Origin of the sequence: Allomuricauda sp. CP2A (genome assembly GCF_001683915.1) — a bacterium.
Taxonomy (GTDB): Bacteria; Bacteroidota; Bacteroidia; order Flavobacteriales; family Flavobacteriaceae; genus Flagellimonas.
This window is the reverse complement of the sequence record NZ_LXTT01000118.1, coordinates 15,031-38,216: the sequence shown is the minus strand read 5'-3', so window position 1 is coordinate 38,216 and position 23,186 is coordinate 15,031. Positions and strand designations below refer to the sequence as shown.

At 44.3% G+C, this 23,186-nt stretch carries 23 protein-coding genes; 14 read left to right on the top strand and 9 right to left on the bottom strand.

Going from position 1 to position 23,186, the window contains the following annotated elements; translation table 11 throughout:
• The first annotated feature begins 155 nt into the window (after positions 1-155).
• Positions 156-2,138, top strand: coding sequence for a BspA family leucine-rich repeat surface protein (locus tag A7D14_RS13925; RefSeq protein ID WP_067035820.1), 1,983 nt, complete (start codon positions 156-158; stop codon positions 2,136-2,138).
• A gap of 218 nt (positions 2,139-2,356) precedes the next feature.
• Here A7D14_RS13925 and A7D14_RS13920 read toward each other — a convergent pair whose 3' ends face one another.
• Together A7D14_RS13920 and A7D14_RS13915 are read right to left on the bottom strand one after the other, a co-directional pair.
• Positions 2,357-3,268 (bottom strand): bifunctional metallophosphatase/5'-nucleotidase, encoded by a 912-nt coding sequence (locus tag A7D14_RS13920; protein WP_067035817.1) that lies wholly within the window; start codon positions 3,266-3,268, stop codon positions 2,357-2,359.
• Positions 3,268-4,089 (bottom strand): 5'-nucleotidase C-terminal domain-containing protein, encoded by an 822-nt coding sequence (locus tag A7D14_RS13915; RefSeq protein WP_255307465.1) that lies wholly within the window; start codon positions 4,087-4,089, stop codon positions 3,268-3,270. The genes A7D14_RS13920 and A7D14_RS13915 overlap by 1 nt, the downstream gene beginning before the upstream one ends.
• On the opposite strand from A7D14_RS13915, the gene A7D14_RS13910 reads away from it, so the two are divergent.
• The 13 genes from A7D14_RS13910 to A7D14_RS13850 all read left to right on the top strand — a co-directional run bounded on the left by A7D14_RS13910 (position 4,084) and on the right by A7D14_RS13850 (position 16,688).
• Positions 4,084-4,629, top strand: coding sequence for a DUF6913 domain-containing protein (locus A7D14_RS13910; RefSeq protein ID WP_409552691.1), 546 nt, complete (start codon positions 4,084-4,086; stop codon positions 4,627-4,629). The genes A7D14_RS13915 and A7D14_RS13910 overlap by 6 nt on opposite strands.
• The gene (gene dapA / locus A7D14_RS13905; RefSeq protein WP_067035814.1) at positions 4,629-5,519 is read left to right on the top strand and encodes a 4-hydroxy-tetrahydrodipicolinate synthase; all 891 of its coding nucleotides are present in this window, start codon (positions 4,629-4,631) and stop codon (positions 5,517-5,519) included. The genes A7D14_RS13910 and dapA overlap by 1 nt, the downstream gene beginning before the upstream one ends.
• A gap of 106 nt (positions 5,520-5,625) precedes the next feature.
• Complete coding sequence (locus A7D14_RS13900; RefSeq protein ID WP_067035811.1) at positions 5,626-6,465, top strand: outer membrane protein assembly factor BamD; 840 nt, start codon at positions 5,626-5,628, stop codon at positions 6,463-6,465.
• A 23-nt stretch (positions 6,466-6,488) separates the two neighbouring features.
• On the top strand, positions 6,489-6,815 hold the full coding sequence (locus A7D14_RS13895; RefSeq protein WP_067035808.1) for a DNA-directed RNA polymerase subunit omega: 327 nt from the start codon (positions 6,489-6,491) through the stop codon (positions 6,813-6,815).
• Between the two features lie 3 nt (positions 6,816-6,818).
• Positions 6,819-8,024, top strand: coding sequence for a bifunctional phosphopantothenoylcysteine decarboxylase/phosphopantothenate--cysteine ligase CoaBC (gene coaBC / locus A7D14_RS13890; RefSeq protein ID WP_067035805.1), 1,206 nt, complete (start codon positions 6,819-6,821; stop codon positions 8,022-8,024).
• Positions 8,017-8,907, top strand: coding sequence for a DUF4835 family protein (locus A7D14_RS13885; RefSeq protein ID WP_067035802.1), 891 nt, complete (start codon positions 8,017-8,019; stop codon positions 8,905-8,907). Before coaBC ends, A7D14_RS13885 begins: the two co-directional genes overlap by 8 nt.
• 46 nt (positions 8,908-8,953) lie before the next feature.
• A complete protein-coding gene (gene recN / locus A7D14_RS13880) occupies positions 8,954-10,606 on the top strand; it encodes a DNA repair protein RecN (RefSeq protein WP_067035799.1) in 1,653 nt (550 codons plus the stop codon).
• A 219-nt stretch (positions 10,607-10,825) separates the two neighbouring features.
• Entirely contained in the window at positions 10,826-11,638 is an 813-nt protein-coding gene (locus A7D14_RS13875) for an enoyl-ACP reductase (RefSeq protein ID WP_067035796.1), read from the top strand.
• A 121-nt stretch (positions 11,639-11,759) separates the two neighbouring features.
• Positions 11,760-12,767, top strand: coding sequence for a glycosyltransferase (locus tag A7D14_RS13870; protein ID WP_067035794.1), 1,008 nt, complete (start codon positions 11,760-11,762; stop codon positions 12,765-12,767).
• 2 nt (positions 12,768-12,769) lie between these two features.
• Complete coding sequence (locus A7D14_RS13865; RefSeq protein WP_067035791.1) at positions 12,770-13,726, top strand: YbbR-like domain-containing protein; 957 nt, start codon at positions 12,770-12,772, stop codon at positions 13,724-13,726.
• Positions 13,723-14,319 carry a dephospho-CoA kinase gene (coaE, locus tag A7D14_RS13860; RefSeq protein ID WP_067035787.1) on the top strand — a complete coding sequence of 199 codons (597 nt, stop codon included), beginning with the start codon at positions 13,723-13,725 and terminating at the stop codon, positions 14,317-14,319. The genes A7D14_RS13865 and coaE overlap by 4 nt, the downstream gene beginning before the upstream one ends.
• Positions 14,320-14,383: 64 nt before the next feature.
• Entirely contained in the window at positions 14,384-15,967 is a 1,584-nt protein-coding gene (locus A7D14_RS13855; RefSeq protein WP_067035784.1) for a sensor histidine kinase, read from the top strand.
• A 7-nt stretch (positions 15,968-15,974) separates the two neighbouring features.
• Positions 15,975-16,688, top strand: coding sequence for a response regulator transcription factor (locus A7D14_RS13850; protein ID WP_067035781.1), 714 nt, complete (start codon positions 15,975-15,977; stop codon positions 16,686-16,688).
• 54 nt (positions 16,689-16,742) lie between these two features.
• Here the strand turns inward: A7D14_RS13850 and A7D14_RS13845 are convergent, their stop codons facing one another.
• The 7 genes from A7D14_RS13845 to A7D14_RS13815 are packed head-to-tail and all read right to left on the bottom strand — an operon-like array spanning position 16,743 to position 23,141.
• Positions 16,743-17,237 carry a gluconokinase gene (locus A7D14_RS13845; protein WP_067035778.1) on the bottom strand — a complete coding sequence of 165 codons (495 nt, stop codon included), beginning with the start codon at positions 17,235-17,237 and terminating at the stop codon, positions 16,743-16,745.
• A complete protein-coding gene (gene miaA / locus A7D14_RS13840; protein WP_067035775.1) occupies positions 17,224-18,153 on the bottom strand; it encodes a tRNA (adenosine(37)-N6)-dimethylallyltransferase MiaA in 930 nt (309 codons plus the stop codon). Before miaA ends, A7D14_RS13845 begins: the two co-directional genes overlap by 14 nt.
• Positions 18,150-18,992, bottom strand: a complete 843-nt coding sequence (locus tag A7D14_RS13835; RefSeq protein WP_067035772.1) for an ion transporter — start codon at positions 18,990-18,992, stop codon at positions 18,150-18,152. The genes miaA and A7D14_RS13835 overlap by 4 nt, the downstream gene beginning before the upstream one ends.
• A complete protein-coding gene (locus tag A7D14_RS13830; protein WP_067035769.1) occupies positions 18,989-20,326 on the bottom strand; it encodes an exonuclease domain-containing protein in 1,338 nt (445 codons plus the stop codon). The genes A7D14_RS13835 and A7D14_RS13830 overlap by 4 nt, the downstream gene beginning before the upstream one ends.
• 17 nt (positions 20,327-20,343) lie before the next feature.
• The gene (locus A7D14_RS13825) at positions 20,344-21,003 is read right to left on the bottom strand and encodes a YggS family pyridoxal phosphate-dependent enzyme (RefSeq protein WP_067035766.1); all 660 of its coding nucleotides are present in this window, start codon (positions 21,001-21,003) and stop codon (positions 20,344-20,346) included.
• A gap of 8 nt (positions 21,004-21,011) precedes the next feature.
• Complete coding sequence (locus tag A7D14_RS13820) at positions 21,012-22,247, bottom strand: DUF1015 domain-containing protein (RefSeq protein WP_067035763.1); 1,236 nt, start codon at positions 22,245-22,247, stop codon at positions 21,012-21,014.
• Positions 22,248-22,253: 6 nt separating this feature from the next.
• The gene (locus A7D14_RS13815; protein ID WP_067035849.1) at positions 22,254-23,141 is read right to left on the bottom strand and encodes a 3-hydroxyacyl-CoA dehydrogenase family protein; all 888 of its coding nucleotides are present in this window, start codon (positions 23,139-23,141) and stop codon (positions 22,254-22,256) included.
• Positions 23,142-23,186 lie beyond the last annotated feature (45 nt).

The window sequence follows — 23,186 nt, the reverse complement described above, 5'->3', positions numbered from 1 at the left end:
ACTGAGTAACCAATAACTGAATAGCTGAACAACCCATACCCTCCATCAGCCAAAGGCGGCCTACATCAACTCAAAAACAGTATCCGTCAGATCGTCCCAAAAAGTCAGCCCGGGTTTTGGGAAATTGTGGTTTCAACCCTTTAAATTTTAAGAAAATGATACAAAAAAAAGGAAAAAAGAAAATTAGAAATCTTTTTTTGGGTGTCTTTGCCATGGTTGCCCTATGGTCATGTGAGCCCAATGAACCGGATTCCATTTATGTGAACACCGCCCCTGTGATAAAGGCATACACCTTCAGTGTAGCGGAGAACATTAACGATACTTCTGTGATTGGAACGGTCACTGCCACCGATGTCGACGAAGACGCCCTTGTCTTTAGCATCGCTGCCAACAGCGACGACCTGTTCGAGATTACCAAGGCCGGCGCCCTGAGCCTGGCCTCTGGCAAAACACTGGACTTTGCCACCAAAAGTCAGCATGTGCTCAGTATTGGCGTGTACGACGGAACGGTCACCGCAAAGGCCGATGTCACCATAAATGTCACTGAGGTGACTGAGGTGGTGGATCCGGAGAACCAGTCCCCCGTGATCCAGGCCCAAGGCTTTGAAGTGGCGGAGGACATTGCCGACACCGATGTAATCGGTACCGTTGTGGCCACAGACCCGGAACAGGATGCCCTTACCTTCTCCATAACCACAAACGACGACGATATTTTTGAGATTACCACAGATGGCGAGCTGAGCCTTGCCCTTGGCAAAACATTGGACTTTGGGATTGCCGAAAGCCATGCCATAACGGTGGGCGTATCGGACGGGAACAGCAGTGCCACGGCCACGATCACCATAAATGTGGACGATGCCCCCGTGATCCAGGCCCAAGGCTTTGAAGCGGCGGAGGACATTGCCGATACCGATGTGATCGGTGCCGTTGTGGCCACCGATGCCGAGGACGATGCCCTTACCTTTTCCATAACCACAAACGACAACGACCTTTTTGAGATCACCACAGATGGTGAGCTGAGCCTTGCCGAGGGCAAAGCCCTGAACTTTGAGACCGCCGAAGGGCACACCATTACGGTGGACGTGACCGACGGTGTCAACAATCCGGTTTCCGCAGAGATCACCATCACCGTGACCAATGTCATTGAGACCTTGGCCGAGGACCCCGACTCCTTTGTCACGACATGGGTGACCACGGCCAACAATGAAACCATTGTAATCGGGGTGGATAATACCTTTACCTACGACTATACCATAGACTGGGGCGATGGCACGGTGGAGAACATCACCGATAACAACGACCCCCAGCACCTATATGTACTACCGGGTGCCCATACCGTGGCCATAAAGGGCGCTTTTCCGGCAATACGGATGGTTAATGGCAATCTCGTTCAAGCAGACCGGGATAAATTGGTAAGCATAGAGCAATGGGGCACCAACCTGTGGGCCAGCATGGCTGATGCCTTCAGAGGTTGTCAAAACTTGGCGAACTACAACGCCACTGACGTGCCAGATCTCTCCCAAGTGTCCGATATGACTAATATGTTCAGATTTGCCGAAACCTTCAACGGGGACCTTAGCGGTTGGGATGTAAGCAATGTCACCGATATGAGTGATATGTTCCATACTGCGAGAGTCTTTGAAGGGATCGGCCTTAGTGGTTGGGACACAGGCAATGTCAGCAATATGTTTAGAATGTTCTATGAGGCCTTTGCCTTCAACGCAGACCTCAGTGGCTGGGATGTAAGCAATGTCACCAATATGGGTAGTATGTTCGCTTTTGCCGTTGATTTTAATGCAGATCTCAGCGGTTGGGATACAGGCAATGTCACCTACATGGTTGGAATGTTCTTTTCTGCCAATGACTTCAACTCGGACCTTGGGGCATGGGACATCAGCGGTGTCACCGATATGACAGTGATGTTGAATGGAGCAGCACTTAGCCCCAACAATTACAGTGCTACCTTACAAGGTTGGGCAACCCAAGTGCAGAACAATAATGGCCCGTCCAATGTTGTGTTGGACGCTGAATTCGTCTATTATTGCAATACACAGCTAACGCAAAATGCACGTAATTTGTTGTTGAACAATTTTGGATGGACCATCACTGATGAGGGGGGCACCAACATGTGCAATTGATTCATACGGCCAAAGGCTGCTTAAACACCTAGTTTAGTATATCAAGAACGCCGGGGGATGTTGTCCCTCGGTGTTTTTTTATTCTGACAATAGACTGGAGACAAAATCAAGAGCAAGTTCAAGTTCAAGTTTCAAGCACCAAATCCCAAATCCCAATAACCCAATAACCCCTGCCGCAGGGAGGAGCTTGCTCTTGATTCCTGAACTTTCCGCAGGAATTAAACCGAAATACTCACTCCGTTGGCTGAAGTATTCTTGTCAGCATCAAAATAGAAGTCAATTCGGCCTAGATTAAGGCCATAGCAGCCCACTTGGTTTACCAAAACGGAGTCCCCATTTTTATTGATGCGTACATCAGGTCGCTCCAAAAAGGTATGGGTATGCCCACCAATAATGAGATTGGTATGGTAAGTTTGTTGCGCCAATTGTGTATCTGAAGGGCGTTGGGGGTTTTCATAATCGTATCCCAAATGCGAAAGACAGATGATAAGGTCGCACTGCTCTTCTTCCTTGAGCTGGCGTTCCATATCCAAGGCAATCTCAAAGGGATTTAAGTATCGGGTTTCCTTGTACAATCGTTTGGTCACCAGCCCGTCCAAGGCAATCCCAAGGCCATAGACCCCAATTTTTATCCCATCCACAGTATAGATTTTGTATGGTTTCACATGACCCTCCATCACGGTATTGGAAAAATCGTAATTCGCGGAAAGCATATCAAATGTCGCATGGGGCATTTGCGCCAACAGGCCATCAATCCCATTGTCAAAATCGTGGTTGCCAATGGTGCTGGCATCATAGTTGAGCTTGCTCATCAATTTAAACTCCAGTTCCCCACCATAAAAATTGAAGTAGGGGGTACCCTGAAAAATGTCCCCGGCATCAAAAAGCAAGGTGTTTGGGTTTTCATTTCTGATTTGCTGCACCAATGTGGCCCTACGGGCCACGCCACCCAAGTTGGGATATTGGGAATGTGATGTGGGAAACGGGTCAATATGGCTGTGCACATCGTTGGTATGCAAGATGGTGATATGTTTGGAGCCCAAGCCCGAGCAGGAGTTCAAACTGAGTCCGCCCAAACCAATCAATGTGGAAGCGGCCGTAGTGTTTGTTATAAATTTTCTTCGATTCATTACTTCAATTGAATAAACCGATCATCTACCGCGGCTTTCAGTGTATCTGCTTTTTTGAAATGATCTATAATGGCATTTCGCAATAGATAATCAATATGGGTTGTTGAAATGGTATCCTTAAAAAAGCCAACACTGGGGCCGCCCTGCACCAAATAATCGGAAGTGCCCACAAAATAATTCCGGTTTTCATCAAACGGTTTCCCTTGAATGTTCACGGATTCCAAGGAACCATTCTTGTCCAAAACAATTTGCATTCCCGCAATAGGGTGGGCATCCCGAGCAGAAGCCAAGAATGTAATGAGTTCCCGAACAGCAGTGCCGCTCATTTCCACGATGGCGATATAATTTTCGAACGGCATGACCTCGTAGGCGTTTCGGGCGGTAACATTTCCCGCAGAAATAATGGAACGGACACCCCCGTAATTGAGCGCCACAAAATCCAGATTGTTTCCGGTGCGTGACTTAAAGATGGGAGCGGCTTCCTCAAGAACAATATCGGCCATAAGGTTTCCCATGGAGGTATTGTGCGCGCCATCATCCAATAAAAAAGGTTTCGGCGCATAGGCCAGGGAGCTGTCCAGAACTTGATTTATTCTATTTCGGTAGGGTTCTACAAAACTGGAGATAGAATCCATTTCCTCCAAAGAAGCATCAATGGGTATTTGCACCCCATCAATTTTGGAGAGCTTTCCGGTTTCCTGTTTGCAGGAAAATAAAAAACAAAGCGTTGTAAATACAACAAATTGTTTGAATTTTAAACCAATCACGTGCGTATCTTTGTTAAGTATCTTGGTAGAATATTTACCTTTGTAAAAATGCATAAAAATATGTTTATAAAGGGGCTCCAAGATAAATTTAAGGTTAAATCAGGGCTTAAATATTTAAAGGAGGAAATGGAAAAACCCTCCTTGCCCATAGCCCGGGAAAAGGGAATTACCAGCGTTGGCTGCATTGTTGATGTGGATAATTTCCAGAATGCGGAGGCCTTTTATGAATTGATCGATGAGTTTTCCCTGCGACCCAATGCCATTAAGATCATTGGTTATAAGAGGGAGTACGACAAAAACTCACCGTATGCCATCCAGATATTTTCAGATAAAGATCTTGGGTGGAAAGGTCAGATCGAGAACAGTTATGTTCTGGAGTTTTTGAGTAGGGAGTACGACATGTTGATCAATTATTATGATGAGGACAATTTGATGATGAAATTGTTGTCCGTTAAGACCCCGGCCAGGATAAAAGTTGGTTTGGGGAGTCAAGATCCCAAGGTTAACGATTTGATCTTAAATACCAATATGAAGGATTTCACACTCTTTAAGAGTGAATTAAAAAAGTATTTAAAGGTTTTAAAAGAATTGTGATGGAGAAATTGGTAGGCACGGGCGTTGCTCTGGTGACCCCTTTCAAAGAAGATTTTTCGGTGGATGTGGATGCGTTGGTAGAGATTGTTGAGCACAACATTCAAGGTGGGGTGGATTATTTGGTGGTATTGGGTACTACGGCAGAATCGGCTACACTTACAAATACAGAAAAGCAATTGGTGATGGACACCGTGATCAAAACCAATGCAGGAAGATTGCCCTTGGTCTTGGGCGTGGGAGGCAATAACACCATGGCCGTTGTTGAGGAGTTGAAAGCATTGGATCTATCGGAATTCGATGCCATTTTATCCGTTTCGCCCTATTACAATAAACCTACCCAAGAAGGCATTTACCAGCATTTTAAGGCCATAGCCAAAGCTTCCCCTAAGCCAGTTATCTTGTACAATGTACCATCCAGGACCGGCAGCAATATGTTGCCCGAAACCACACTTCGCTTGGCACACGAGGTTCCCAATATTTTGGGGATCAAGGAAGCCTGTGGGGAAATGGTTCAGATTGATAAGATTATCAAGGAAAAACCAGAGCATTTTATGGTGATTTCCGGCGATGACCCAACAGCATTGCCCACGGTTTTGGCCGGTGGGGCAGGGGTAATTTCCGTTTTGGGACAGGGATTGCCTTCCCAATTCTCCAAAATGATAAACTTGGGGCTCCAGGAAAGTGCAGATGAAGCGTACAAAATCCATCATAAGCTATTGCCCCTGATGCAATTGATTTTTGAGGAGGGTAACCCGGCCGGAATCAAAAGTGTTTTTGAAAACTTGGGACTTTCCACGGCAGTGGTGCGTTTGCCCTTGGTTGAAGCGACCCCTTCCCTGAAAAATAGAATTGCTGGTTTTTTGAGGGCACAGAACACAGCGCACGCCTAGATTTCGTTAAAACTTGCCCAAAACCTTGGGAGGATGGTTTTGTACCCGTTACTTTTGGATGGTAAAATGTTTTTTTATATCCGTTCATTATCACTAATTTTGCAAAATGTTTTTGAAAATGAGGTCCATACTCCCTTTAACAGCCGTGCTTGTATTGCTTGTGTCTTGTAGTGAATACCAAAAAGTACTCAAGAACGAGGACATTAAGCCTAAATATGACATGGCGGAGAAATTCTATGAAGAAGGGGATTATAAAAGGGCAAAACGATTGTACGAACAGATAGCCCCAAAATATGTGGGAAAACCTCAAGGCGAAAGGGTCATGTTCTTTTTTGCCGATTGCTATTTTAAAACAGGCGATTATTATTTGGCGGGATATCAATTTGAACGTTTCATTAAATCCTATCCAAGGAGTGATAAGATTCAGGAAGCCAGTTTTTTGGGTGCGAAAAGCTATTATGAGCTTTCCCCAAGGTATTCGTTGGACCAAACCGATACGGATAAGGCCCTGGCCAAACTCCAGACGTTTATCAACACCTATCCAGAATCGGAATATTTTGAGGAGGCCAATGCCATGGCTCGGGAATTGACCACGAAAAAAGAGAAGAAGCAATTGGAGATAGCCAAGCAGTTCAATAAATTGGGGAAGTTCAATTACCCCATTTTAATTTCGGCGATCACTGCTTTGGATAATTTTATTTCAGACAATCCAGGCTCCATTTATAGGGAGGAAGCCTTGTATTACAAAATAGAGGCAACCACCAATTTGGCACTCAACAGCACCGAAAACAGAAAACAAGAACGTCTTGAGAATGCGCTTGATTCGTACAACACCTTATTGCGCTACTTTCCGGAGACACAGTTTAAAAAAGAAGCGGATGATTTATCAGATAAGATTCAAAAAGAATTGAGTGCATACACCGTTTCCAATACTACTACTAAGTAAAAAGTTTTTTAAAACAACTGCATATGCAAGATTTGAAAAATACCAAAGCCCCGGTTTCTACGGTTACCCTTAACCGGAACGAATTCGATCAAAAAACCAACAACATCTATGAAGCCATTTCCATAGTGTCCAAACGTGGTATCCAAATCAACTCCGAGATAAAAAAGGAGTTGTTGGAAAAGTTGGAAGAATTTGCCACCTACAGCGATAGTTTGGAAGAGGTTTTTGAAAACAAAGAACAGATCGAGGTTTCCAAGTTCTATGAAAAGTTGCCAAAGCCACATGCGTTGGCCGTTCAGGAATGGTTGGATGATAAAATCTACTACAGGAACACAGAGAAAGACGCCTAAGAAATGCTTGGCGGTAAACATATTCTTTTGGGCATTACCGGGGGAATTGCCGCCTACAAGACCACATTTTTAGTAAGGCTATTGATAAAAGCTGGTGCCCAGGTCAAAATTGTAATGACCCAGAGTGCCGGCTCTTTTGTTTCCCCACTTACCTTATCTACCTTGTCCAAGAATCCGGTGTTGCTGGATTTTGTCAATGAAGAAGATGGCAGTATCTCATGGAACAACCATGTGGAGCTTGGTCTTTGGGCCGATTTGATGCTCATTGCCCCGGCAACGGCCAATACGCTCTCCAAAATGGCCAATGGCGTGTGCGATAACCTGCTGCTGGCAACCTATCTATCCGCAAAATGTCCGGTATATTTTGCCCCGGCCATGGATTTGGATATGTACCAACACCCATCCACCAAAGCTTCCCTTGAAAAATTGGAGTCCTTCGGAAATAAAATGATTCCCGCTGAGTCTGGGGAGTTGGCCAGTGGATTGCATGGAGAAGGTAGAATGGCAGAGCCGGAGAACATTGTTCAGTTCATTGAGGAAGATTTGGCCCAAGGCCTACCTTTGACGGGCAAAAAAGTGCTCATAACGGCAGGGCCCACCCACGAGGCCATTGACCCCGTCCGATTTTTGGGCAACCGTTCCTCGGGCACCATGGGTTTTGAACTGGCCAAAAAAGCTGCCGGACTGGGCGCAAAAGTCGTTTTGGTTTCCGGACCGACGCATTTGGATGCCACCCACAGTTCCATTGATTTGATTCGGGTGACTTCTGCCCAAGAAATGTATGATGCTTGCCAAAAACACTACGCTGATACCGATGTTGCCATTTGCGCAGCCGCTGTGGCCGATTATCGCCCCAAGCATGCCGCCAAGGAAAAACTGAAGAAGAAAGATGGTGATTTGAACATTGAACTGGAACGAAATCCCGACATCCTGTTTTCCTTGGGCGAAAAGAAAACCCATCAGTTTTTGGTGGGATTCGCTTTGGAGACCGAAAATGAATTGGAAAATGCCAAAGGCAAACTACAACGCAAAAATCTGGATGGTATCGTTTTGAATTCCCTGAAGGATGAAGGGGCCGGATTTGGCCGCGACACCAATAAAATCACCTTCATTGATAAGAATTTGAAGATTAAAACGTTTGGATTGAAGACGAAGCCCGAAGTGGCTTCCGATATTTGGGAAGAAATCATCTCCAGAATTCATGCGTAACACTCTATTGCTCACCTTTTTGTTTGTCTTCATTCAGGCGGTCTCCGCACAGGAACTCAATTGTGTGGTTACCGTGAACTCCGATCAAGTAGGCCAGACCAATCAGCAGATTTTCAAGACCTTGGAACGTTCCTTGAACGATTTTGTGAACAATAGCAAGTGGACCAATCGGGTGTATCGGGAAAATGAACGGGTCAATGCCCGAATGTTCATTACCGTTACCCAGTATGAATCCGACCGGTTTGAGGCAAATATCCAAATACAGTCTTCTCGTCCTGTTTTTAATACGTCGTATGAAAGTCCAGTGTTCAATTACAAGGATGATGCTTTCAATTTTCAGTATCAGGAATTTCAGCCGTTGGTATACAATCCCAATTCGTTCGACTCCAATTTAGTGGGGGTCATTTCCTATTATGTGTATCTTATTTTGGGTCTGGATGCTGATACCTTTTCTCTGGAAGGCGGCGATGATTATTACAGAAGGGCCCAGAACATTGTCACCCAAGCACAAGGTTCCAACTTTAGCGGATGGAGCCAAGAAACGGGAGAGCGCACCCGTTTTGAGCTGGTGGATAACCTGTTGAGCAATTCGTTCCGGGAATATCGCATTGCCATGTACAACTACCACCGAAAAGGGTTGGATGTTTTGGCGGATAACAACAGTACCGGAAAACAGATTATTGCCGGGAGTCTTCGGTTATTTGAAACCTTGATCAGCCGAAGGCCGAATGCTTTTTTGATTCAGACCTTCTTCGATGCCAAGTCAGAAGAAATCCAAAATATCTTCTCCGATGGCCCCAAAGTGGACATCGTAAAGCTCAAGGAGACCCTGAACAAGGTGGCTCCATTTTATTCCAGTACTTGGAATGAGATAAATTACTAGTGCAGTTCTATAAAGAGATTTATCTTTACGGATAAAATCTTTAGAATTGCTGGCAAATCTTTCCATCCAAAACTACGCTTTAATTGATGACGTAAAAGTTACGTTCTCCAATGGTTTTACCACCATTACGGGCGAAACAGGGGCAGGAAAGTCCATACTTCTGGGCGGTCTTTCCTTGGTATTGGGGAAACGGGCAGATTTGTCATCCCTTAAAAACACGGAGCAGAAATGCGTCATTGAAGCCGAGTTTGACATTTCCAAATACGATTTAAAGCCTTTTTTCGCCGAAAATGATCTGGATTATGAGGACAGGACCATTCTTCGGAGGGAAATCCTTCCCAGCGGGAAATCAAGGGCCTTTGTAAATGACACCCCTGTCACTTTGGATGTGCTGAAGGCTTTGGGCGATCAATTGGTGGATGTCCACTCACAGCATCAGACCCTACGCCTTACCGAAAACGATTTTCAGTTGAAGGTGGTGGATGCCCTTGCTGATAATTCAGGGAACCTAAAGAACTACAAAACGTATTTGGGGCAATACCGAAAAGCCTCAAAAGAATTGCAGGACTTGGAAAATTTTCAATCCAATGCAGACAAGGAGCACGATTACAACAGTTTTTTGTTGAAGGAATTGGAGGATGCCCAACTAAAAGAAGGCATGCAGGAAGAGCTGGAAGCCGAATATGAGCAGTTGAGCAATGTGGAGGAAATCATGGTGCAGCTAGCGGCTGGGTACCAGTTGTTGAATGATGAACAATTGGGCATTTTGGGCCGTTTGGCCGATTTAAAACGCGCTTTCCAAAACTTGGCCGATTTTGGCCCGGCCTATGCTTCCCTCAACGATAGAATTCAATCCGTGCTCATTGAAACCGATGATATAGCCTCCGAACTGGAGCAACTAAAGGATTCGGTTGAAGCCAATCCAGAGCGATTGGAAACCGTGAACGGTCAATTACAGCAACTGTACGACTTGCAGAAAAAACACCAAGCCGCATCTGTTGGTGAACTTATAAACATCAGGGAAGAACTGTCCCAAAAAGTGGAGGCGGTGGCCAACATCGAATCAAAGATTACCAAAAAGAAAGTGGAGGTTTCGCAGTTGGCTGACCAAGTAGAAGAGCGTGCGAAGAATATAAGGCATGCAAGAAATACAGTAATACCCAAACTCAAGAGCATGCTTCAGGAAAATCTGTATGCCTTGGGAATGCCTTCGGCCAGTTTCAAAATTGAGGTGAATCCCTCAGAAACCTTTAAACCCAATGGCAAGGACGATTTGGTGTTTTTGTTTTCGGCCAACAAAGGTTCGGAGTATGGCGAATTGAAGAAAGTTGCTTCGGGCGGGGAACTTTCCCGTATCATGCTGACCATAAAATCCATTTTGGCCACGTATGAGCAATTGCCCACCATGATGTTTGATGAGATTGATACCGGGGTTTCCGGGGAAATTTCCAACCGAATGGGCGAAATCATGCAGCAGATGAGCCAGACCATGCAAGTGTTTTCCATTACCCATTTGCCCCAAGTGGCCTCCAAAGGGCAGCATCAATTTAAAGTATTTAAGCAAGAGAGTGGGGAAGGCACCAGCACCCACATGAAAGAGTTGAGCGGAGACGAACGCGTACAGGAACTTGCGGAGATGTTGGGTGGGAAATCGTTATCGGAATCTGCTTTGGCCCATGCACGGCAGTTGTTACAATGATGCTTTCGTCCGTTACCCTGAACTTTCCTGCATGCCGACAAAGGCAGGTTTCAGGGTCTCATCCTCATAAGATAAAAATAGGAAAGGGGTGCTGAAAAATAAGCCTGTATGTACCATTCGGGAAGATTCAGCATGGCGTAAATCTATACGGTTATCCATAACGAACAATCAAAATAGAATAAATATCTTTGCAGTTGAACCAACAATAGCACAAAAACTATGGCATACAATCTTTTAAAAGGTAAAAAAGGAATCATTTTTGGAGCTTTGGATGAAAATTCCATTGCATGGAAAACGGCAGAGCGCGTCCATGAAGAAGGCGGGGAGTTTGTGTTGACCAATGCACCCATAGCCATGCGTATGGGTCAGATTAAGGAATTGGCGGCAAAGACCAACTCTGAAATTATTCCTGCAGATGCCACCAGTGAAGAGGATTTGCAAAATTTGGTCAGTAAGTCCATGGAGATTTTGGGTGGAAAACTGGATTTTGTACTGCATTCCATCGGAATGTCCGTGAATGTCCGTAAAGGAAGGGCCTATACTGATGAGAACTATGATTTTACAGCCAAAGGATGGGACATTTCCGCACTTTCATTCCATAAAGTATTACAGACGCTGTACAAGGCCGATGCCATGAACCCTTGGGGCAGCATCGTGGCTTTGACTTATATGGCTGCGCAACGAACCTTCCCAGATTATAATGATATGGCCGATAACAAGGCCTATTTGGAATCTGTGGCCAGAAGTTTTGGCTATTTCTTCGGAAAAGAGAAAAAAGTACGGGTGAACACCATTTCACAATCCCCAACACCGACCACGGCAGGCCAGGGCGTAAAAGGATTTGGCGGATTCATCAACTATGCAGAGAAAATGTCACCGCTGGGCAATGCCACGGCAGATGAATGTGCAGATTATACCGTGACCCTATTTTCTGACCTCACCAAAAAAGTGACCATGCAGAACCTGTTCCATGATGGTGGGTTCTCCAACACAGGGGTAAGCCAGGAGGTAATTGATGAATTTACCGAGTAAACAGACCGAAAAGTTTTAAAGGGGCTTTTTGATTGTCACATCGAGCGCAGTCGAGATGTGCTGCATTGATGCCAATTTAAAGCGTTCTCGACTGCGCTCGAACTGACATTCAACACTCTCCATGAAAACATCATTCTCCATAATAGTCCCTGTTTACAATCGACCTGAAGAAATACGGGAACTGTTGGAGAGTTTGGTGCACCAGGATTTCGCTGCTCCTTTTGAAGTGGTGATTGTGGAAGATGGTTCTTCCGAAAGTTCAGAGGACATTGTTAAGAAGTTTCAAGGCCAGCTCCAGATTTCGTATTACTACAAGGAAAATTCCGGTCCAGGCGATTCCCGAAACTACGGAATGCAGAAGGCCCAGGGCAATTATTTTATCATTTTGGATTCGGATTGTATCCTTCCCCAACAATATCTCACGGAGGTCAATAAGGAACTGAATCAGGCATTTGTGCATTGTTTTGGTGGACCAGATGCGGCGGATTCCTCATTTACCGATGTTCAAAAGGCCATAAATTATGTGATGACCTCTTTTTTTACGACAGGAGGGATACGTGGGGGCGAAAAATCTGTTGGAAAGTTCCAGCCGCGAAGCTTTAATATGGGAATTTCCAAAGAGGCTTTTGAAAAAGCAGGTGGATTTGGACGGATCCATCCCGGAGAAGACCCGGATTTGACCTTTCGCATCTGGAAGGCCGGATTCGATACGCGATTGTTCCCCAAGGCGTTTGTCTATCACAAAAGACGCATCGACTGGAACAAATTCTACATCCAAGTAAACAAGTTTGGCATGGTGCGCCCTATTTTGAACAAATGGCATCCCGGTACAACACGACCCACATACTGGTTTCCAACGTTTTTCATGTTGGGACTGGGCATATCAATTTTATTGGCGGTGGTGGGCTTTTTATTGCCATTGTGGTTGTATGTTGCTTACTTTTTGGTGTTGTTTTTGGATGCTTGGCTCAAGAACAGAAATGTAAAAGTGGCCTTTTTGGCAATTTTTGCGGCCTTAACGCAGTTTACAGGATATGGAATAGGTTTTCTGAAGTCTACGATCTTGCTTAACTTTAGTAACAAGGAGCCAGAAGAGCTGTTCCCCAAACTGTTTTTTAAACGCAAGTAAGAGTGTTCAAAAAAGTATTGCACGGCCTCAATCAGAAGAAAGTGAAGGTATTTTCACTGTTCTTGGCGTGTTCTTTTTTTGCTTGGTTTTTAAGCAATCTGTCAGAAACATACGAGTCAAGGGCCAATTTAACCCTGAATTACAGAAACCTTCCTGATTCACTTTTATTGGGGAAAAACTCCGAAGACATTATTGAGGCCAAGTTGCGAACCAGTGGGTTTCAGTTTTTGTTCTACAATTTTGTCAAAAAAAGGATTGACGTTGATGTGTCGCAAGTGGCATATCAGAATGGGCAGTACATTCTGACTGATGATGCATTGAGAAAACAGATAGACGCCCAACTCTCACAAAACATTTCACTGTTGGATCTTGATCGAAGCCAATTGGTAGTGGATTTATACCAAGTCGCTTCCAAGGAAATACCCATTAAGGTAAATCTGGATTTGCAGTTTCAGCAGAATCACATCATGGATGGCAGGCCACAGGTTACCCCAGACCATGTAGTGGTGAAGGGACCTGAAAGTGAAATTGATACCTTGGAAGAAATCCAGACCGAACCTGTACAATTGACCAATTTGTCCACAGATTTTTCAAAAGATGTGTCCTTGGTTTTCCCAAAGGGGTTGGACAACAGTATTTTTTCTGTGGGAAGAGCGAATGTTTCGGGCAAAGTGGTCAGGTTTTCGGAAAAAGTTTTTCAAACACCCATAACTGTGGTCAATCCGCCCGAAGGATATCAGGTAAAAACCTTCCCCAATGCCGTGACGGTGCTTTGCAAGGCCACCGTAGAGCGATTAAAGGGGATATCCTCGGCAGATTTTGAGGTGGAAGCTGATTATGCGCAATTAAACGGCACCAATAAAAATACCTTGCTCCTGACCATTACCAAAAAGCCAGAAAATGTATATGATGTTAGGCTCTCAGAGAAGTCCGTTAACTTTGTACTGGAACAGCAATGAAAATAGTTGGTTTAACAGGTGGAATAGGCAGTGGTAAAAGTACCGTGGCCGAAATGTTCAGGGAGCTTAAGGTTCCTGTCTACGATTCGGATGAGGAAGCCAAAAGATTGATGAATTCCTCGGAAGAGGTCAAAGATGCCATTATAGCTCTGTTGGGCAAAAACGCATACAGGGACAATGTTTTAAACCGGTCCTTCATTGCCGAAAAGGTGTTCAAAGACCCAGAATTGCTAAAAAAATTGAATGCTATTGTACACCCAGCGGTAAGGGAGCACTTTTTGGAATGGGCCCAAAAAAAATCCGTACCTTATGTAATACAGGAAACCGCACTGATCTTTGAAAATGGGGCACAGGACAAATATGATTTTACTATACTGATTACCGCTCCAAAAGAGATGAGGTTGCAGCGTGTGATGGATAGGGACGGAGTAGGGGAACAGCAGGTGGTGCAACGTATGGAAAACCAAATAGAGGACAACAAGAAAATACCCCTGGCCGATTTTTGCATAGAGAACGTTGATTTGGAAACCACCAAGCAAACGGTAAAGGACCTCCACACCAAACTAGTAGCCTTATCCACCTCAAAATTTTAACATTTTTGTTAAGGTTAGGTTAAACGGTAAAAGGCCTAAATGTTAAATTTTTAATTTTGGTTCAATGAACAAGAAGCTATTCGTTCTTCTCGTCATTCTTATGAGTTTGTCCCTTACTGGGATAATTTTCGTTCAGGTCTATTGGATTAGAACATCCATAAACGACAAGGAGGAACAATTCTCAAGGACGGTCACGGACATATTGGACAAAGTGGCGAGCAGGGTAGAGAAGAGGGAGATGAAGGATTATTCCGATCGTTTGGCTTCGCTTGTGGACAGTATTGGTCAGCCCAAAAGCACACAGTTCAGGAATTTTTTGTTTGTAGACCGGGATTTAAACTCCGATGAGATTCTTTTTTACTCCCATGGAATTCTGGAAGAAGACTACAATATAACATCTACGTTCTTTGATAACACAGAAACAGGAGAGGATACCACCACGTTTAAAAACTATACCAGTAAACGTACCAAGGCCATTTACAAGGAAGAATATGGTCTGGACGGCAAAAGTTATAGTTTAACCCCCATCCAAAGGGCTGAAAAGATAGGTGGACTGTCCAGTATTGATAAAGCTGCTTGGGAAGATGTGTTCATGGAGTACGCCAAGACCAGGCCCATTCACAAGCGGGTGTCCAATCATGAATTGGAGTTACTGCTCAGTCAGGAGTTGAAAAACAGGAACATTGATATTGACTATGAATATGGGGTGTACAGCCAAGGGTATCCTACCAAGGTCAGGTCGAAAAAGTTCAAATTTTCAGGAACCAAAATGTACAAGGCCCCCATATTTAAGGATAGCGAGGGAAACAGCAATTTTTCATTGCTCTTGACTTTCCCCAGCATGAAAAAATTCCTGTTCAGCTCCATTATGGGGATGGCATTGCTGTCTTTGGTCTTTACATTGGTGATTATGATAGCATATTCCAGTGCCATTTATCAGTTGATACGTCAAAAGCAGATATCCGAGATAAAGTCGGACTTTATCAACAATATGACCCACGAGTTCAAAACGCCCATTGCCACCATAAATTTGGCTGTTGAGGCCATACGAAATCCAAAATCCATTGAAGACAAGGAAAAGGTGCTACGATATTTGGGAATGATCAGGGACGAGAACAAGCGTATGCACGCCCAAGTGGAAAATGTACTTCGGATCTCGAAGCTGGAAAAAAATCAGTTGGACATCACCAAGGACAGGGTCGATATCCATGATATTATTGGAGATGCCACGGCCCATATTGAACTGATTGTCCAAGACCGGGGAGGTTACGTCAACCAGCACCTGGATGCGGAAAGATCAGAAGTGTTGGCCAACGATATGCACATGACCAATGTAATTGTGAATATTCTGGACAATGCGGTAAAATACTCACCTGAATCACCGAAGATTGATGTGTACACGGAAGTGGTAAAGAACAACATCATCATAAAAATACAGGATCACGGGGCCGGAATGAGCAAGGCTGTCCTTAAAAAGGTGTTTGAGAAGTTTTATCGGGAACATACCGGTGACATACATAATGTAAAAGGCCACGGTTTGGGATTGGCCTACGTAAAACGAATTATAGACGATCATCAAGGCGAAGTTTATGCTGAAAGTGAAAAAGGAAAAGGAAGCACTTTTTACATTAAACTCCCTTTAATTTAAACAAACTATGGAAACAGAAAAAAAGAAGATATTATTGGTAGAGGATGACCCAAATTTTGGGATTGTCCTAAAGGATTATTTGACCATGAACGACTTTGATGTGGTTCTGGCCAAAAATGGTATGGAAGGTTTTGAGAAGTTCAAAAAGGACAATTATGACGTTTGTATCTTGGATGTTATGATGCCTTATAAAGATGGATTTACCTTGGCCAAGGAAATCCGGGAAAAGAACGAGAACGTTCCGATCATTTTCCTTACTGCCAAGACCATGAAAGAAGATGTGCTCAAAGGATATAAGGCAGGTGCCGATGATTATTTGAACAAGCCCTTCGATTCAGAAGTGCTTCTCATGAAACTTAAAGCCATACTTCAAAGAAAGGCCTCCAGTACCTTAGCGGACAGCAAACAATTTGAGTTTCAAATCGGTAACTTCCATTTAAACTCAAAACTCCGTTTCTTAAAATATAAGGAAGAGGAACCCATTAAATTATCACCCAAGGAAAATGAACTTTTGCGTTTGTTGGCCTTGCATGAGAACGACTTAATGCCGCGCGAATTGGCATTGACCAAAATATGGAGGGACGACAATTATTTCACTTCCCGTAGTATGGACGTGTATATTGCCAAGTTGCGAAAATACCTTAAAAAGGATGATTTGGTAGAAATCCTGAACATTCACGGAGAAGGGTTTCGATTGGTGGTCAAGGCCGAAAACCAATAAAAACTTTTCCATAAAATATAAAGCCACCTTTTTGGGTGGCTTTTTTATGTCTTACTATTTTATCTGCGCAACAATTTCCTTAATAATTATAGCAGGCTCCTTGGTTATGGAAACCGAGATGGCCCTTGTGGGCGGTTCCAAGGTCGCAAATTGTGACTTAAGCAATTCAATGGGCATAAAATGGTCTTTCCGTGCCTCCAAACGGGATTTGATCAGCTCAAAAGAACCATTCAGATAGATAAACTCCATACAGGACCCCACACCGGCACGCAAAAGGCTTCGGTAATTCTTGCGTAAGGCAGAACAACCTATAACCGCCCCCGTATGTCTATGTTCGCGAGCAATTTGGTTTAAACGTAGCAACCATTCCTTTCGGTCCTCATCGTTGAGGGGTTGGCCCGCTTTCATTTTCTCAACATTTTCCTTGGGGTGGAAGTCATCCCCATCAAAAAAGGGATACTTTAATTTGTTTGCAAGAAGTTTTCCCACGGTTGTTTTCCCGGTACCGCTTACGCCCATGACCACCAATACTTTTTTACCGTTGGGCATGGTTCAGGGCTTTAAGGTGTTCGTTTAGTTTTTTCAAAATTTGTTTGGTGTTGGTTTTATGATCCACCCAAAGGATATTGTCATTCTTTCGTAACCAGGTCAATTGTCGCTTGGCAAAACGCCTCGTGTTCTTTTTGATTTCCGAAACGGCAACATCCAATGAACAGTGTCCGTCAAGATATTCAAAAAGTTCTTTGTAACCAACTGTTTGTAGTGCATTCAAATTTTTATGGGGAGGCAATCTTTGGGCCTCTTCCAACAATCCGGCCTCCATCATTTGGTCCACACGTGCATTGATACGCCCATAAATCACTTCCCTGGGGGCATCAATGCCCATGTAGAGATGCTTAAATGGCCTTTCAGGCCTGTTTTGGGACAAAAAAGAGGAGTAGGGCCTGTTGGCCGAAATGGAAACCTCAAGGGCGCGAATCAACCGATGGGGGTTGTCCAAATCCACCCTTTTGTAATATTGGGGATCCCTGAATTTGAGTTCTTTTTGGAGGTGTTCCAATCCCTTTTCCTCTAACTCTTGGTTCAAGGATTCCCGAATTTTTGGGTCAACTTCAGGAAACTCATCAAGTCCAGAGATCACGGCATCCACATAAAGCCCGCTGCCCCCCACCATGACCGCAATGTCTTTTTTTTGGAACAGGGTGTCCAACAGCTTCAGGGCATCTTTTTCAAAATCACCAACGGAATAGGGTTCAAAAATGCTTTTATGCTGAATGAAATGATGCTGAACGGCTTTTAATTCCTCGGGAGAAGGCACCGCTGTACCGATTTTCATTTCCTTAAAAAATTGTCGGGAATCTGCGGAAAGAATATCTGTATCAAAATGTTGTGCCAAAAGGATGCCCAAAGCTGTTTTTCCTATGGCAGTTGGCCCCACAACGGCTATTAATACCTTGTTGCTCATAGCAAATGACCACAGTTATAACAATGGGTGGCATTGTCCCGGTGTCCCTCGGCAGAACAATTGGGACAGGCTTGGGTGTTTACATGTACCGTATGGCCGGAGTTTTCACCTTCTTTTTTGCTTCGGGTAAACTCAGCGGTGACAATTCCAGTTGGGACAGCAATGATACCATATCCCAAGATCATGATCACCGTGGCCAAGAACTGCCCCAAAGGGGTTTGCGGGGCAATATCGCCATACCCTACGGTGGTCAGGGTAACAATGGTCCAGTAAATACTTGTGGGAATGCTGGTGAACCCAGCTTCATCCCCTTCAATCAAATACATCAAGGTCCCAAGAATCACAGACAAAATCAAGACCACATAAATAAACACGGCAATTTTGGTTCGACTTGCCTTTAAGGCAGCTTGCAGTTGTGACGCCTCACCAATGAATTTTACCAATTTCAAAATCCGGAAAACCCGCAATAAGCGAAAGGCCCTTACCGCCAAAAGCACTTGGGAGCCTGCGAGAATATAGGAGAGATATAACGGGATCGTGGAAACAAAATCTATGACGCCATAAAAGCTGAAAATATATTTCCAGGGCTTTTTTATACTGATGATTCGGGCAATGTACTCCAACGAAAAGAAAATGGTGATGATCCACTCCAGCGTCAGTAAAACCCTGTGATGCTCCTCATCAATCTGGTCTACACTTTCCAGCATGACCAAGATGACACTCAGAATGATCAGCACAAAAAGAACAATGTCAAACAACTTTCCGGCAGGGGTATCGGCTTCATAAATAACCTCATGAAGTTTGTGTTTCCATCCAGAATGTGGCTTTTCTTGCTTCAAGGGGCAGAATTTAAGGGAATAACTTTGAGTCTGTTGTTTTTTCTGAGATAGGACTCAATGATAAAAGTGGTGTTTTCATCACCCGGTATTGAGGTCATTATCGACTCCAAGATATGAATATTATTGACTTGATGGTTGAGTTCCACAAATCCAAATCCTTGAAGCCTACCCTCTTTGATAAGAACAAAACTTCGTTCGCCGGTTTCTCTTCCTTGATCTAAAAGGGCAATGTTTTTTCTATGGATGCTGTACTTCTCAAAGGCGGACAATACCTTTTCATTGCAATCCAAGGTGTCGGTTTCCTCATTATTCTGCAAGCAAGGGGCCTTGGGATGAAGACAAGAAGGGCAAATCTCAAATTCTGAGCGAATCTTATTCAAAAAGTTTTTGGCAGAGGGTATACCGTTGAACCCAATCTTTTGGTCAGCTTTCGATTTGCTATGTTCAATATCCAAAATGATGTGTGCCTCACCATTCTGCTCAAAATTGATGATATGGGAAAAGAGTTTTCTTCGGGCAATGTTGTTGTGTTTGGGTTTGGTCCTTCGCAATTCCTGATATTCCTTGAGCAGGGCCACCAATTCGCTTCCAGTTTCCTCAAAAGTGACTTTTTTGGTCTCCTTTTGGAGTTTTCGGGCCAAGCTCCCCACATTGGTGAAATGTTGGTTCACCCTTTTTTTAATGTTCTTGGTCTTTCCCAAAAAAATGATTTCACCCTCTTTGTCGTGCATGTAGTACACCCCCGTTTCCGAAGGAAGGCTACAGACCATATCCAGTTGGGTGGGGGAGAGTTCACCGTGGGTTTCTTCCCGCACCACATTTTTGATGATGTTCTTGTCCGAGTCTTTCCCCAGCAACATTTTGAATAATTTTAGGGTAGCGATGGCATCACCATTGGCCCTGTGTCGGTCACTCATGGGAATGCCCAAGGAGCGAGCCAATTTCCCCAAACTGTGCGATTCAGCATCAGGAAGCATTTGTTTGGAAAGGTCAACGGTGCAAAGGGTCTTGCGTTGGAAATCGTAGCCCAATCGCCTAAATTCAGTGCGAAGGATGCGATAATCAAATTGGGCATTGTGCGCTACCAAAGTGGTGCCCTCGGTGATTTCCACAATGCGTTTGGCCACTTCGTGGAATTTTGGAGCGGAACGCAGCATTTTATTGTTGATTCCGGTGAGTTTGGAAACAAAAGGCTGTATCTCACGTTCCGGATTGATCAGGCAAATGAACTTGTCCACGACTTTACGTCCATCAAACCGATGAATGGCAATTTCCATGATGCCCTCTTCATTGTATTTTCCTCCGGTACTTTCTATATCAAGTATGGCGTACATGAAAAATTTGAATCGGTTTACTGATAGTTTCTTGCCCCAAATATACTACTTCCTATGCGTACCATGGTACTGCCTTCGGCAATGGCCAATGCATAATCCCCACTCATACCCATGGAGAGAATGGAGATTTCGGGCAATTTTTGTTTGAGTTTATCAAAAATGGATTTGAGATGGACAAACTCCTTCCGTACCTGGTTTTCATCCGAAGTAAAGGTGGCCATGCCCATCAACCCCACAATTTTTACGTTCTCCATGGCCTTGAATTCTTCGGATTGAAGGAGTGCCTCCAATTCGGAATCATCCAGACCAAATTTGGTGTCTTCCTCGGCAATGTGCATTTGTAGCAAGCAAGGAATAACGCGATCATGCTTTTTGGCCTGTTTGTCAATCTCTTTCAACAATTTGAGGCTGTCCACCCCATGAATCAATGAGACAAACTCGGCCATATATTTGACCTTGTTGCGCTGTACATGCCCGATCATGTGCCATTCAATGTCCTTGGGCAACTCTTCCCACTTGGCAACCATTTCTTGCACCTTGTTCTCCCCAAAGTTTCGGTGTCCGGCTTCGTAGGCTTCCAAAATATCCGCATTGGGTTTCGTTTTGGACACCGCGACCAGGGTTACCCCTTCAGGCAATTCATTTTTGATGGATATAAGATTATCTTTTATCGACATAGAAATTATTACAATTCATAAATCGCCAATCCACTGCGTAATTTAGGTTCAATATACGTGCTTTTTGGGGGCATTACCAAACCGGCATCGGCTATGGCCTTGATTTCTTCAATGGTGATGGGCAACAGGCTGAACCCTACTGCGAACTTGCCTTTGTCCACACTGTCCTTCATTCGGATAAGGTTGTTTTTCCCATAGCCGTAGGCAATTCGTTCGTCGTTTCTAAGGTCCGTAATGCCCAAAATGGGCTCCAGAATGGTTTTGTACAGGATTTGGGTGTCCAACTGACTCAGTGCATCGGTAAAGGTGTAATTGGTACTTCTAAGGTAGAGCGAATAGAAGCACCCATCCAAATACATGATGAACTGATGCTTTTTTGTAGGCCTCAAAGGTCCTTCTTCCTGTTTTTCGATTCGAAAATGTTCATCGAGTTGAATTAGGAACGCCTCTTTGGAAAACCCATTCAAATCCTTGACCATGCGATTGAATTCGTAAATCCGGATTTGGGATTCGGGAATGAGGTAGGCCATAAAATAGTTGTAGGCCTCTTTTCCCGTGTGGACCTTATTTTCCGATTCCATTTGTTGCGCCAACAGATTGCTCGATGCACTTCGGTGATGGCCATCGGCAATATAGAGCGCATCCATTTGGGCAAAAGCAGCTTCAAGTTTGGTTAGGGCCTTTTCGTTTGATATTTTCCAAAGACTGTGGTTAAAGCGGTCCGTGGTGGTAAAATCATACACTGGTTTCCGTTGAATTTCTTCCTGAAAGACCTCCCAAACGGCATCGTTATCCGCATACGTCATCAGCACAGGTTCTGCATTGAATCCCACTGTTTGCAGGTAATCCGCAAACAATTCTTCCCGGTGTTTTATGGTGTCCTCATGCTTTTTGATGATATTTTTTCGATAATCTTCCACGCTGCAGGTACAAAAGAAGCCAAGGCTTTTAAAATCATCTTTTTCAATCTGATAGAGATAAAAACTTGCTTCTTCATCTTTTTGGAGGGTGTTTTCTTCCAAAAATTCCAAATAGCGATTGTGCACCAAATGAAACCGTTCTTTCCCAGTAATGTTTTGATGGAATTTGAACCCGGGATTGATGATGTGCAAAAAGGAAAACGGATTGTATCGGAGCACCGCTTTGAGCTCCTCTTCGGAATATTCCTCATACGAACGCGATGCCACAAAGGAAACCTTGTCTTTTGTGGGGCGGATTGCCTTAAACGGTTTTATGAGGGCCATACGGTTCTATTTGAATTGCGAAGAAACCTGTTCAGCTTTTCGGGATTCGGAATAGTCATAAAACCCTTCTCCCGATTTTACGCCCAATTTTCCCGCCATGACCATGTTCACCAGTAATGGGCAAGGAGCGTATTTTGGATTTTTAAAACCGTTGTACATCACATTCAAAATGGAGAGACAGACATCCAACCCGATAAAATCCGCCAATTGCAGTGGACCCATGGGATGGGCCATGCCCAATTTCATCACCATATCGATTTCCTGCACACCTGCAACTCCATTATAAAGCGTCTCAATGGCTTCATTGATCATGGGCATCAATATCCGATTGGCCACAAAACCGGGGTAATCGTTGACCTCGGTAGGGGTTTTGCCCAATTTTTTGGAAAGTTCCATGATGGTTTCGGTCACTTTATCCGAAGTGCTGTACCCGCGAATGATTTCCACCAATTTCATGATGGGCACCGGGTTCATAAAGTGCATCCCAATCACTTTTTCGGGCCGTTGGGTGGCTGCCGCTATCTGGGTAATGGATATGGAGGAGGTGTTGGTGGCCAAAATGGTGTCGGCTTGGCAAGCCTCGTCCAAATCCTTGAAAATTTTAAGTTTGATGTCCAAATTTTCTGTGGCGGCCTCAACTACCAAATCCACTTGAGAAACGCCTTCTTTCATGTTTGTGAAGGTGGAAATATTGCCCAGTGTGGTATCTTTTTTAGCTTGGTCAATGGCCTCTTTGGCCATCATTCGGTCCAAATTTTTGGTGATGGTGGCCATGCCTTTGTCCAAGGAAGTTTGGGCGATGTCAATCAAATGAACTTGAAATCCGTTTTGTGCAAAAACGTGGGCGATTCCGTTGCCCATGGTTCCAGCACCGATAACTGCTATTTTTTTCATGGTATTTTGAATTTTGCCGTTCTCGACTGTTCTTTCGACTGCGCT